The sequence below is a fragment of the Agarivorans sp. Z349TD_8 genome, assembly GCF_050870825.2.
In the GTDB taxonomy this organism is placed as follows: Bacteria; Pseudomonadota; Gammaproteobacteria; order Enterobacterales; family Celerinatantimonadaceae; genus Agarivorans.
Map to the genome: position 1 here is coordinate 20,015 of NZ_CP194037.2, position 13,767 is coordinate 33,781.

Sequence of the window (13,767 nt, forward strand, 5' to 3'; positions counted from 1 at the left end):
CCTCCATTAGCCTTGTGTCGCGTAGTAAGTTTCGCCTGCGGCGGCTTTGGCGCGTAGGCCGTCTGTAACCTGGTAGAGTGGTCCGAGAGCTGCGTACTGGTCGGCCAAGGCGACATATTCAGCCAAGCCCATGCTATCGAGGTAGCGAAATACCCCGCCACGGAACGGTGGAAAACCTAAACCATAAACCAAGGCCATGTCTGCCTCTCCGGGGCTCTGCACAATGCCTTCCTCTAAGCAACGCACCACTTCGTTAATCATCGGAATCATCATCCGGGCAATAATTTGCTGGCTGCTGTAATCTTGGCTTTGCGGGCTGAGTGCCGTGAGTAGCTGATAAGTACTTGGGTCGGCATCTTTTTTGGGTTTACCCCTTTGATCTTTGGTATAGGCATAGAAACCCAATCCATTTTTTTGACCAAAGCGTTGCGCCTGATACATTAGATCAATGGCATCTTCGCCGACTTTGCTCATTCGCTCAGGAAAACCCTCGGCCATCACCGCACCGGCGTGGTGGCCTGTATCAATCCCCACAACATCTAATAAGTAAGCGGGGCCCATTGGCCAGCCAAATTGTTTTTCCATGATCTTATCTACTTTGACAAAATCTGCGCCATCTTGAATGAGGCGGCTAAAGCCAAAAAAGTAGGGAAATAACACCCGATTAACAAAGAAACCCGGGCAATCATTGACTACCACCGGGGTTTTCCCCATCTTGGCTGCATAGGCCACCACACTGTCGATGGTTGCTTGCGAGCTGTGTTTGCCACGGATCACTTCTACCAGTGGCATGCGATGTACTGGATTGAAAAAATGCATCCCACAGAATTTGTCTGGGCGACTGAGATTGTCAGCTAACAAAGAGATTGGAATGGTTGAAGTATTTGAAACAATGATGGTGTTTTCACTCACATGTTGTTCTACTTCTTTGAGTACCGCTGCTTTGATTTTGGGATTTTCAACCACCGCTTCTACCACGATATTGCTATTCGCGAGCGATTGGTAGTTTAAACTCGGTTGAATGGCCGATAGAACCTTAGCCATTTTTAGGCCATCAATGCGACCGCGTTCTAGTTGTTTATTGAGTAATTTGCTGGCTTCGTTCATGCCTAAATCTAAAGCCGCCTGATTGATGTCTTTCATTACTGCCGGTACACCACGACTGGCACTTTGGTAGGCAATACCGCCCCCCATAATACCTGCACCGAGTACCGCTGCTTGCTCAATTCGCAGGGCGTTTTTACTGGACTTCTTGGCCAAAGCTTTAAGCTGTTGATCGTTTAAGAAGATACCAACCAATGCTTGCGCGACATCCGATTGAGCCAAACCGATGAAGTTTTTGCCTTCTAGCGCTAATGCTTCTGTACGTTTAAAACTGGCTGCTTTTTCAATGGTCGAGACTGCAGTCATGGGAGCAGGGTAGTGAGGTCCGGCTTTGGCCATCACCAACCCTTTGGCACAGTTAAAGCTCATCATTGCTTCAACTTTATTTAAATTGAGTGGACTGAGCTTTACTTGGCGTCGCTCTTGCCAATCAATTTTTCCGGTAATTGCATCTTCAAGCATACTCAAAGCGGCTGATTTGAGGTTATCGGGGTGAACCATCGCATCAAGTGCAGCAAATTTGAGTGCTTCGGCAGCCTTATAAGTTTTACCGGTGGTGATCCATTCCATGGCGTTATCGGCACCAATCACCCGTGGCAATCGCACGGTGCCACCAAAACCCGGCATAATACCCAGTTGAGTTTCTGGCAGACCGATGCTGGCGTTATTGTCAGCAACCCGCAAGTCGGTCGCGAGAATGAGCTCACAACCACCGCCTAGTGCAAAGCCATTAATTGCCGAAATAGTTGGCACATTAAGATCTTCTAAGGCGTTAAAAATATCATTTGCTTTGGTGAGCCACGCGGCGAGTTCAGCCTCGGGAAGCGCAAATAAGCCTAAGAACTCGGTGATGTCAGCGCCCACGATGAAGCTATCTTTGCTCGAGCTGACTAATAAGCCTGTTAATTCACTTTGTTGCTGCAAGGTCTCTATCGCTTCTGCTAAAGAGATTAACGTGCTGCGGTCTAATTTATTGACACTTCCTTTGTTGGCATCGAATGTTAATTCAGCGATGCCAGCGGCAATATAGCGAACACTAAGGTTCTCGCCTTGATATATCATTCTGCTCTCCTTGTTGCTGATGTACATAGCACCAGTTTTGTGTAGGGACTAGAGGTTAAATATGTAATCAAGTTGTTACTCAAACATTAAAGCAAATATAACACTCATTTTAAACACTTGTTTGATAATTTGTTGTTTGTGGCACAAAAGGTCGCTGTAAACACGAGTAAATAAAATTAAGTCATGCTAAATTAAATGCTCTAGATCCAACTATGTTTGTGTTAAATGCGCTATAACTAACAAGCTAACTAATAGTCGTAGGGAGAGTGTAATGCCAACTATTCAACAACTGTTTACCCAGCATATAGAGCAGTTACAGTTGCGGGTTGCCGATGTATTAGAGCGCGAGCAATTAGAGGCTTTAATCATTCACTCTGGCTATCCTTTGCGAATTTTTTTAGATGATCAGCATTACCCTTTTCAAACCAATCCTCACTTTAAACATTGGTTGCCTTTAACCGAGCATCCGCATTGTTGGTTAGTGGTCAACGGTGTTGATAAACCGACGCTGATTTATCATCAAGCGAACGATTACTGGCATAAGGCTGCTTCCAGCCCTAGTGGATTTTGGGTCGACTTTTTTGACATCCGAGTGATGAAGCATCCACAAGATATCGAGCCTTTTTTGCCGAAACAACGACAACGCTGCGCCTATATTGGGGAGCATCCTGAATTAGCCGAAGCTTTGGAAATTGGTGAACGCAATCCAGAGTTGGTTTTAAATTACTTACATTATTACCGTGCTTATAAAACTGATTACGAGTTAGAGTGTATTCAGGAAGCGAATCATCGTGCGGTGAAAGCGCATCTAGTCGCCAAGGAGCTGTTTTTGGCGGGTGCATCAGAATTTGAAATGAACTTGGCTTACCTCTCAAGCTTAGGGCGAGGTGAGCACTCACTTCCTTACGCTAATATTATTGCTTTAAATGAAAACGCCTCCATATTGCATTACACCGCTTTAAGTGCCAGTAAGTTAGCCGAGCAAAAACGTTATTCACTGTTAATTGACGCGGGGGCCGAGTACCGCGGCTATGCTGCCGATATCACCCGCAGTTATGCTTATAGAAAAGGTTTATTTGCAGAGCTGGTGCTGGAAATGGATATATTACAACAATCGCTGGTGAACGATCTGAAACCGGGTTATCGCTATACCGATTTACACCTTAAAGCGCATCGTAAATTGGCCAAATTGCTGGTGGATTTTGAATTTGTTTATTGTAGTGCCGCAGCAGCTGTTGAAACGGGAATTACCCGTTGTTTTTTTCCTCACGGTTTGGGCCATCACCTTGGTTTACAAGTGCATGATGTGGGCGGTTTGATGCAAGATGAAGATGGCACGGTACTCGCAGCTCCAACTCTCGATCCCTTTCTGCGTTGTACCCGCATGCTGGAACCTCGACAAGTACTGACAATTGAGCCTGGTCTTTATTTTATCCCTTCTTTATTAGCCGAATTGGCTGAATCTGAGCACACTCGCTTGATTAATTGGTCTCGGGTTGATGAAATGCGCCGCTTTGGTGGGATCCGTATCGAAGATAATGTGGTAATTACCGCGTTGAATTGTGACAACTTAACGCGTGCGGGCAATTGGAGTTAAACATTCAAACTGATCGTTATTTACGTCCCTCGCAGTTGGTAAGCCGAGAACAAGAAATTAAGCGTAGTCGTTTTATTAGTATTATCGCGCCCGTAGCGGATCGTCGGCAGGCCCAACAACAGCTTGCTGAGATAAAGTCGCAGCATCTTCAGGCGCGTCATCATTGCTGGGCGTTTATTGCCGGTCATCCTCTGGATTCCCAGTGCTTAGGTTTTAGTGATGATGGAGAACCTTCTGGTACCGCGGGAAAACCGATGTTAGCGCAGTTACAAGGCAGTGGCTTAGGCCAAATATTAGCGGTGGTGGTTCGCTATTCTGGAGGCATCAAGTTGGGGACTGGGGGCTTAGTCAGGGCTTATGGTGGTGGCGTACAACAAGCATTAAAATTACTGCAAACTGAACCCGTAATTGCTTGTGGATGTTGTGATCTAGAATTTGATTACGCCTTTACGACTCAAGTAGAAATGTTGCTGAATAAGGTTCAAGGGGTAAAACTGGAGACCGAATTTAGCAATCAGGCAAAAATGCAGGTGAGTTTACCAATCAGTGAATATGCTGGATTTAAACAACAGCTGATTAATTTATCGAGTGGGCAAATTGTCGTGACTAAGCTACGTGCTTAAGTTGTCATAGGTGATGCTTTACTTCAAGATATACAGCATTATCTCAATCTAATAAGAGAAACAATACCGATGCAAATCAGGGCGATAGTTAGGATCGTCGGATTACTTGTGATGCTATTTAGCCTCACCATGATTATTCCGGCCGTTGTCGCTGCGGTATATAAAGACGGTGCCGGTAAAGCCTTTATGGCTGCTTTTGCTATCTGTATTAGCGCTGGGTTTCTATTATGGTTTCCACAGCGGCAACAAAAAACAGAGCTAAAGGCTAAAGAAGGCTTTCTAATTGTTGTGTTGTTTTGGACGGTGTTGGGGAGTGTTGCGGCCTTACCTTTTATCTTGTCCGAACAGCCAAATATGAGTATCACCGATTCTTTCTTTGAATCGTTTTCTGGGCTCACGACCACCGGCGCGACAGTTATTGTCGGGATTGAATATTTGCCGAAAGCGATTTTGTTTTACCGGCAAATGCTGCAATGGTTAGGAGGGATGGGGATCATCGTTTTGGCAGTGGCTGTTTTGCCGATCCTCGGTGTTGGAGGAATGCAGCTTTACCGCGCGGAAATTCCTGGTCCAGTCAAAGATAAAAAAATGACCCCACGGATCGCCGAGACCGCCAAGGTGCTTTGGTATATCTATTTATTTTTAACGGTGAGTTGTGGGGTCGCATTCTGGCTGGCCGGAATGTCAATATTTGATGCCGTTTGTCATGCTTTTTCAACTATCGCGATTGGTGGGTTTTCTACGTATGATGCTAGTTTAGGGCATTTTGACAGCGCCTTAATTAATACCATCTGTGCGGTATTTTTAATTATCTCGGGGATTAACTTCTCGCTGCATTTTGCGGCCATCAACAGTAGAAGCATTACTTTTAAATACTATTTTCTCGATCCCGAATGCCGCGCCTTCTTCTTTATACAAATTTGTTTAACTTTAGTGTGTTTTGCAGTGTTACTGGGTCAACAAGTTTATGATTCAGCAGCATTTGCCTTAGACCAAGCTTTTGTTCAATCGGTCTCTATTTCTACAACCGCTGGGTTTACCACCACTAGTTTCTCTGAGTGGCCGCTGTTCCTACCTGTGTTATTAGTTTTTTCTAGCTTCATTGGTGGCTGTGCGGGTTCTACTGGCGGGGGACTCAAAGTGATTCGGGTTTTCTTATTGAGTTTACAAGGCATGCGTGAGTTAAAGCGTTTGGTACATCCTCGTGCGGTCTACCAAATTAAATTGGCCAATAAGGCGCTTCCTGACCGAGTATTAGAAGCGGTCTGGGGATTCTTTTCTGCCTATGCCCTCGTGTTTGTGATCTGTATGTTGTCATTGATAGCGGCGGGGATGGACGAGTTATCGGCGTTTTCAGCGGTGGTCGCCTGTTTGAATAACTTAGGCCCTGGTCTGGGTCAAGTCGCGGTACACTACTCAGATATTACCGATGCCAGTAAGTGGGTATTGTTGATTGCTATGTTATTTGGTCGCTTAGAAGTGTTTACCTTATTAGTACTATTCACTCCAGTTTTTTGGAAAAGTTAGTCATGAAATTATTGGTGTTATATTCAAGTTGTGAGGGTCAAACCTTAAAAATTGCTCAGCATATCGTTGCCCAACAAGCCGAGCCAGATGTTCAGGTCGACTATGTCTCACTTGACCAGAGGACAAGCTGGCCAGATCTCAGTCAATACACCAAGGTTCTGATTGGTGCCTCAATCCGTTATGGTAAGTTTCGTCCGCAGTTGTTTGAATATCTGGCGACCTATCAAAAGTCGCTGGCAAAAATGCCGGTGGCTTTTTTTGGTGTATGTCTAACGGCTCGTAAACCAGAAAAGAGTAGTCCGGAAACCAGCGTCTATATGCAGAAGCTAAATCACAATGCCGCTTGGATGCCAAATTTGCAGGCGATATTTGCTGGCGCGCTGCTTTATTCACGTTATAACTGGTGGCAGACTCTCATTATCCAGTTGATCATGAAAATAACGGGTGGCAGTACCGATACCAGTCAAGATATAGAGTTAACCGATTGGGCAAAGGTTAATCAATTCTCCATTTTGTTTGGCAAGCTGAGTAATAAAAGCGCAAGTTGATGGTTTTTTGTAAGCACCTGTATAAGCTTTGAGCAGTTAAACAAAAAACTGTGATTTTCTTCAAAAAAGGCTTGCACCGTAAGCGCGGATCCCTATAATGCGACTCCACTGACACGGCGGGCAGCACGCAATAGCGCAGCAGCAAGCGGTCAGGGTTGGTAAGGCCTGAGGCTTTATCAGCGACGGTTAAACGCTTCAAACTTTCCTTAGAAAAGTTCTTCGGAAAAGATTGAAAAAAGCGGTTGACAGTCACCGAGGATGGCGTAGAATGCGCACCTCGCTTCGCAAGAAGCAACGCTCTTTAACAATTTATCAAGCAATCTGTGTGAGCACTCACAGAGCACTAAGCGAAAAAAATTAGCTTAAGTGGACTGGAGTGACACACTGTTTTAACAGTAATAATTTCAGTATTTACTTTGAGCGAAAAAACTTTGATTGAAGAGTTTGATCATGGCTCAGATTGAACGCTGGCGGCAGGCTTAACACATGCAAGTCGAGCGGTAACATTTCTAGCTTGCTAGAAGATGACGAGCGGCGGACGGGTGAGTAATGCTTGGGAATATGCCTTTACGTGGGGGACAACAGTTGGAAACGACTGCTAATACCGCATAATGTCTTCGGACCAAAGGAGGGGACTCTTCGGAGCCTTTCGCGTAGAGATTAGCCCAAGTGGGATTAGCTAGTTGGTGGGGTAATGGCTCACCAAGGCGACGATCCCTAGCTGGTTTGAGAGGATGATCAGCCACACTGGGACTGAGACACGGCCCAGACTCCTACGGGAGGCAGCAGTGGGGAATATTGCACAATGGGCGAAAGCCTGATGCAGCCATGCCGCGTGTGTGAAGAAGGCCTTCGGGTTGTAAAGCACTTTCAGTTGTGAGGAAGGCAATATGCTTAATACGTATATTGTTTGACGTTAGCGACAGAAGAAGGACCGGCTAACTCCGTGCCAGCAGCCGCGGTAATACGGAGGGTCCGAGCGTTAATCGGAATTACTGGGCGTAAAGCGTACGCAGGCGGCTTTTTAAGCCAGATGTGAAATCCCCGGGCTCAACCTGGGAATGGCATTTGGAACTGGGAAGCTAGAGTTTTGTAGAGGGTGGTAGAATTTCAGGTGTAGCGGTGAAATGCGTAGAGATCTGAAGGAATACCAGTGGCGAAGGCGGCCACCTGGACAAAAACTGACGCTCATGTACGAAAGCGTGGGGAGCAAACAGGATTAGATACCCTGGTAGTCCACGCCGTAAACGATGTCTACTAGTTGTCTGTGGGTTTAACCCGTGGGTAACGCAGCTAACGCATTAAGTAGACCGCCTGGGGAGTACGGCCGCAAGGTTAAAACTCAAATGAATTGACGGGGGCCCGCACAAGCGGTGGAGCATGTGGTTTAATTCGATGCAACGCGAAGAACCTTACCTGCCCTTGACATACTAAGAACTTTCCAGAGATGGATTGGTGCCTTCGGGAGCTTAGATACAGGTGCTGCATGGCTGTCGTCAGCTCGTGTCGTGAGATGTTGGGTTAAGTCCCGCAACGAGCGCAACCCTTATCCTTATTTGCCAGCACGTGATGGTGGGAACTCTAGGGAGACTGCCGGTGATAAACCGGAGGAAGGTGGGGACGACGTCAAGTCATCATGGCCCTTACGGGCAGGGCTACACACGTGCTACAATGGCATGTACAGAGGGATGCGAACTCGCGAGAGCAAGCGGACCCCAGAAAGCATGTCGTAGTCCGGATCGGAGTCTGCAACTCGACTCCGTGAAGTCGGAATCGCTAGTAATCGTGGATCAGAATGCCACGGTGAATACGTTCCCGGGCCTTGTACACACCGCCCGTCACACCATGGGAGTGGGCTGCAAAAGAAGTGGGTAGTTTAACCTTCGGGAGGACGCTCACCACTTTGTGGTTCATGACTGGGGTGAAGTCGTAACAAGGTAGCCCTAGGGGAACCTGGGGCTGGATCACCTCCTTATTATGAACGTTTATGTTTTGTGAAGTGTTCACACAGATTGCTTGATAGAAAGTAGAGAGAAGTTGACACCTGTTTAGGTCTGTAGCTCAGCTGGTTAGAGCGCACCCCTGATAAGGGTGAGGTCGGCAGTTCAAGTCTGCCCAGACCTACCAAGGTGCAACTTTTAGTAAGAAATGGGGCTATAGCTCAGCTGGGAGAGCGCCTGCCTTGCACGCAGGAGGTCTGCGGTTCGATCCCGCATAGCTCCACCACTTCTTACCTAAAAACCAAAGATAAGTCGCCAAAAGATGGCCATTTAGCTTTGGTTTTTTTGTGAACCAATGCTCTTTAACAATTTGGAAAAGCTGATAAAAAATATCTCAAAAATACGAGTTAAATAACAAGTGTTTTTGGTATTCAAAAAAATAAGGTGATCGTACTCGAGTGGCAGGATTTATACAGCCTGACCATTCAAGTGATTTAAGCGACAACATTTAGGTGTTGTATGGTTAAGTGACTAAGCGTATACGGTGGATGCCTTGGCAGTCAGAGGCGATGAAGGACGTGTTAATCTGCGATAAGCCATGTTGAGTCGATAAAAGACGCAATAGACATGGATTTCCGAATGGGGAAACCCACTGCATTTTATGCAGTATCGTAACGTGAATACATAGCGTTACGAGGCGAACCCGGGGAACTGAAACATCTAAGTACCCGGAGGAAAAGAAATCAACCGAGATTCTGGTAGTAGCGGCGAGCGAACCCGGATTAGCCCTTAAGCTTCTTATAATTTAGTGGAACAAGCTGGAAAGTTTGGCCGTAGCGGGTGATAGCCCCGTACACGAAAGGTGATTTGAAGTGAAAACGAGTAGGACGGCACACGTGATATGTTGTCTGAATATGGGGGGACCATCCTCCAAGGCTAAATACTCCTGACTGACCGATAGTGAACCAGTACCGTGAGGGAAAGGCGAAAAGAACCCCTGTGAGGGGAGTGAAATAGAACCTGAAACCGTATACGTACAAGCAGTGGGAGCCTCTTTGTGGGGTGACTGCGTACCTTTTGTATAATGGGTCAACGACTTAATTTCAGTAGCAAGGTTAAGCGAATAGCGGAGCCGTAGGGAAACCGAGTGTTAACTGCGCGCATAGTTGCTGGGATTAGACCCGAAACCCGGTGATCTAGCCATGGGCAGGTTGAAGATTGGGTAACACCAATTGGAGGACCGAACCGACTAATGTTGAAAAATTAGCGGATGACTTGTGGCTGGGGGTGAAAGGCCAATCAAACCGGGAGATAGCTGGTTCTCCTCGAAAGCTATTTAGGTAGCGCCTCGGACGAATACTAGTGGGGGTAGAGCACTGTTAAGGCTAGGGGGTCATCCCGACTTACCAACCCTTTGCAAACTCCGAATACCACTAAGTACTATCCGGGAGACACACGGCGGGTGCTAACGTCCGTCGTGAAAAGGGAAACAACCCAGACCGTCAGCTAAGGTCCCAAAGTCATAGCTAAGTGGGAAACGATGTGGGAAGGCTTAGACAGCCAGGATGTTGGCTTAGAAGCAGCCATCATTTAAAGAAAGCGTAATAGCTCACTGGTCGAGTCGGCCTGCGCGGAAGATGTAACGGGGCTAAGCTATGCACCGAAGCTACGGGTACTTGCTTTGCAAGTGCGGTAGAGGAGCGTTCTGTAAGCCGTTGAAGGTGATTCGTAAGGATTGCTGGAGGTATCAGAAGTGCGAATGTTGACATGAGTAACGATAAAGGGGGTGAAAAGCCCCCTCGCCGAAAGACCAAGGTTTCCTGTTCAATGTTAATCAGAGCAGGGTGAGTCGGCCCCTAAGGCGAGACTGAAAAGTGTAGTCGATGGGAAACAGGTTAATATTCCTGTACTTCGTATAATTGCGATGGGAGGACGGAGAAGGCTAGGCCAGCGCGGCGTTTGGTTGTCCGCGTTTAAGGTTGTAGGCTGGACACTTAGGAAAATCCGGGTGTCTAAGGCTGAGGATTGATGACGAGTCACTAAGGTGATGAAGTGGTTGATGCCCTGCTTCCAGGAAAAGTCTCTAAGCTTCAGATTATACGAAACCGTACCCCAAACCGACACAGGTGGTTGGGTAGAGAATACCAAGGCGCTTGAGAGAACTCGGGTGAAGGAACTAGGCAAAATGGTACCGTAACTTCGGGAGAAGGTACGCTGCTGTTGGTGATGGGACTTGCTCCCTGAGCTGACGGCAGTCGCAGATACCAGTTGGCTGCAACTGTTTATTAAAAACACAGCACTGTGCTAAATCGAAAGATGACGTATACGGTGTGACGCCTGCCCGGTGCCGGAAGGTTAATTGATGTGGTTAGCGCAAGCGAAGCTATTGATCGAAGCCCCGGTAAACGGCGGCCGTAACTATAACGGTCCTAAGGTAGCGAAATTCCTTGTCGGGTAAGTTCCGACCTGCACGAATGGCGTAATGATGGCCAAGCTGTCTCCACCCGAGACTCAGTGAAATTGAAATTGCCGTGAAGATGCGGTGTACCCGCGGCTAGACGGAAAGACCCCGTGAACCTTTACTACAGCTTGACACTGAACATTGACCCTACATGTGTAGGATAGGTGGGAGGCTTTGAAGCGTTGTCGCTAGATGATGTGGAGCCGACCTTGAAATACCACCCTTGTAGTGTTGATGTTCTAACGTTGTCCCGTTATCCGGGATGCGGACAGTGTCTGGTGGGTAGTTTGACTGGGGCGGTCTCCTCCCAAAGAGTAACGGAGGAGCACGAAGGTTGGCTAAGTACGGTCGGACATCGTACGGTTAGTGCAATGGCATAAGCCAGCTTAACTGCGAGACAGACACGTCGAGCAGGTACGAAAGTAGGTCATAGTGATCCGGTGGTTCTGTATGGAAGGGCCATCGCTCAACGGATAAAAGGTACTCCGGGGATAACAGGCTGATACCGCCCAAGAGTTCATATCGACGGCGGTGTTTGGCACCTCGATGTCGGCTCATCACATCCTGGGGCTGAAGTCGGTCCCAAGGGTATGGCTGTTCGCCATTTAAAGTGGTACGCGAGCTGGGTTTAGAACGTCGTGAGACAGTTCGGTCCCTATCTGCCGTGGGCGTTTGAGAATTGAAGGGAGCTGCTCCTAGTACGAGAGGACCGGAGTGGACGAACCGCTGGTGTTTGGGTTGTTATGCCAATAGCATTGCCCAGTAGCTACGTTCGGAACTGATAACCGCTGAAAGCATCTAAGCGGGAAGCAGGCCTTGAGATTAATTCTCACTAGGACTTTAAGTCCTCTGAAGGGCCGTTGGAGACTACAACGTTGATAGGCAAGGTGTGTAAGTGCTGTGAGGCATTGAGCTAACTTGTACTAATTACCCGTGAGGCTTAACCATACAACACCTAAAGGGTGTTGCTTATAGATACTTTATTTTAGAACCAAGAGTGCTTGTTATGCTCGTGGGATATATCAGTTTTTTCGAATGTTAAAGACAACAAGTTTTTGCCTGGTGGCAATAGCGTTGTGGAACCACCTGAACCCATGCCGAACTCAGAAGTGAAACGCAACTGCGCCGATGATAGTGTGGGGTCTCCCCATGTGAAAGTAGGTCACTGCCAGGCGCCTATTTTAAAAACCCAGCTATGTGCTGGGTTTTTTTATGTCTGAAATTGCCATGTGAAAGTAGGCTGGATATTGCCAGGCGCCTATTGAGAGAAAGCCTATCTTTACGGATAGGCTTTTTTTATGTCTGGGATTTAGCAATGCTGCATCGCGCAGTTAACGCGAAGGTTTTATTCGTGAGCAGGATGGGACGCTTCGAAAATGTGTGCGTTTTTAGGCCGAAGTCGAAGCGTTTATGCGTGTTCGTATCACCATTTTTATATTTGCTGCATGTGATTTTTAGTGACTCGCTAAATCCTTTGGTACAATAGGGCTTGCATGTTGCTTTTTATCAAGAAAAATATAAATGACCCCACGTTTTACTCGTAATCGTTCGCTTCGCTCATTGCCTCAAATTGCTCAAGATCCGAGTCAATTTATGACTTTATTTAGCGCCGAAGACTACCGCATCAGATTGCTGCAGTTAATCTCTCAGGCTCGTTCTCGAATTTATATTGTGGCTTTATATTTGGAAGATGACTTGGCGGGGCGCTCAGTGATGGATGCCTTATATCAGGCAAAGCAGCAACGACCGGAACTGCAGATTAAGGTGTTGGTTGATTGGCATCGTGCACAACGCGGTTTAATTGGTGAACAACAGGCTCAAGGTAATGCGGCAATGTATCGGGAGTACGCTGCTAAGTATCCCGGCTTAATTGAGATTTCGGGGGTACCTGTAAGCAATCGAGAGCTATTCGGGGTATTACATCTGAAGGGAAGTATCATCGACGATACGATCATTTATAGTGGTGCCAGTATTAACGATATCTATTTAGCTCAGCAGCAGCGTTATCGTTTCGATCGTTACCAATTAATTGGTAACTCAGATCTCGCAAATGCGATGGTTGAATATTTAGAACAAGTACTACTGGCGACTCGTGCGGTGACGAGTTTATCGGTAGCCAATCCAGCCTCAACTCGGTCGCTTAAATCGTCGATCAGGCGTTTACGCTTGTCTTTACAGCGGCAACAGTACCAATTTCACGCTCAACAACTAAATGCGCAGCAACTTGGAATTACTCCACTCATCGGTTTGGGTCGGCGACGCAACTTATTAAATAAAACCATTAAGCTATTAATGTCTAAGGCTAAACAACAGCTTACTATTTGTACGCCGTATTTTAATCCTCCCCGTAGTCTGCGTCGTGAAGTTGCTAAGGCGCTTAGTCGCGGGGTGCGAGTGCACTTGATTGTGGGTGATAAAACAGCCAGTGACTTTTATAGTGAGCCTAGCGAAAATTTTAAGGTGATCCACGCTTTGCCTTATCTGTATGAAGTAACGCTCCGTAATTTTATTAAGGGCAAGCAAGCCTTTTTGGCGAGTGGACAGCTGACCGTGAACGTTTGGCAACATGCTAACAATAGCTTTCATTTGAAAGGATTATGGGTCGATCAACGATATGCCTTGCTCACTGGTAATAATCTGAATCCTAGAGCTTGGAATCTGGACTTAGAGAATGGCTTGTTAGTGGATGATCCACATGCTTTACTCGAACATCAGCGTCAGCAAGAACTACACAATATTCTGCAACATACTCAGCCAATTACTACACTGGCAGATATCGAGTCGCTTAATGATTACCCGAAACCAGTCAAACGTTTGCTGAAACGAATTGGCCGGGTGAAAGCCGACAGCCTACTCAAACAAATCTTATAAATAACAATGCCCAGCAAGATGCTGGGCATTACAT

The 13,767-nt window shown here is 46.8% G+C and carries 6 protein-coding genes, 2 tRNA genes and 3 rRNA genes; 10 read left to right on the forward strand and 1 reads right to left on the reverse strand.

All coding sequences use genetic code 11. The annotated features are described in order from the left end of the window. Positions 1–6: 6 nt before the first annotated feature. On the reverse strand, positions 7–2,166 hold the full coding sequence (gene fadB, locus ACRRS1_RS00085; RefSeq protein WP_432468655.1) for a fatty acid oxidation complex subunit alpha FadB: 2,160 nt from the start codon (positions 2,164–2,166) through the stop codon (positions 7–9). A gap of 271 nt (positions 2,167–2,437) precedes the next feature. On the opposite strand from fadB, the gene pepQ reads away from it, so the two are divergent. From pepQ to pssA, 10 genes are all read left to right on the forward strand, one after another. Beyond that, the gene (gene pepQ, locus ACRRS1_RS00090; protein ID WP_432468654.1) at positions 2,438–3,763 is read left to right on the forward strand and encodes a Xaa-Pro dipeptidase; all 1,326 of its coding nucleotides are present in this window, start codon (positions 2,438–2,440) and stop codon (positions 3,761–3,763) included. Beyond that, positions 3,754–4,386 (forward strand): YigZ family protein, encoded by a 633-nt coding sequence (locus ACRRS1_RS00095; protein WP_432468653.1) that lies wholly within the window; start codon positions 3,754–3,756, stop codon positions 4,384–4,386. Before pepQ ends, ACRRS1_RS00095 begins: the two co-directional genes overlap by 10 nt. Before the next feature lie 69 nt (positions 4,387–4,455). After that, the gene (locus ACRRS1_RS00100) at positions 4,456–5,913 is read left to right on the forward strand and encodes a TrkH family potassium uptake protein (RefSeq protein ID WP_432455233.1); all 1,458 of its coding nucleotides are present in this window, start codon (positions 4,456–4,458) and stop codon (positions 5,911–5,913) included. A gap of 2 nt (positions 5,914–5,915) precedes the next feature. Next, the gene (gene hemG / locus ACRRS1_RS00105; RefSeq protein WP_432468652.1) at positions 5,916–6,461 is read left to right on the forward strand and encodes a menaquinone-dependent protoporphyrinogen IX dehydrogenase; all 546 of its coding nucleotides are present in this window, start codon (positions 5,916–5,918) and stop codon (positions 6,459–6,461) included. A gap of 432 nt (positions 6,462–6,893) precedes the next feature. Continuing rightward, positions 6,894–8,436 (forward strand): 16S ribosomal RNA (locus ACRRS1_RS00110). A 75-nt stretch (positions 8,437–8,511) separates the two neighbouring features. After that, positions 8,512–8,588 (forward strand) — tRNA-Ile (locus tag ACRRS1_RS00115). Between the two features lie 23 nt (positions 8,589–8,611). Then, positions 8,612–8,687 (forward strand) — tRNA-Ala (locus ACRRS1_RS00120). 235 nt (positions 8,688–8,922) lie between these two features. Continuing rightward, positions 8,923–11,810, forward strand: a 23S ribosomal RNA gene (locus ACRRS1_RS00125). A gap of 110 nt (positions 11,811–11,920) precedes the next feature. Then, positions 11,921–12,036: ribosomal RNA gene (rrf, locus tag ACRRS1_RS00130) — 5S ribosomal RNA — on the forward strand. The 16S, 23S and 5S rRNA genes sit together here with 2 tRNA genes alongside, the layout of an rRNA operon. A 347-nt stretch (positions 12,037–12,383) precedes the next feature. Then, positions 12,384–13,733 carry a CDP-diacylglycerol--serine O-phosphatidyltransferase gene (pssA, locus tag ACRRS1_RS00135; RefSeq protein WP_432468650.1) on the forward strand — a complete coding sequence of 450 codons (1,350 nt, stop codon included), beginning with the start codon at positions 12,384–12,386 and terminating at the stop codon, positions 13,731–13,733. Positions 13,734–13,767 lie beyond the last annotated feature (34 nt).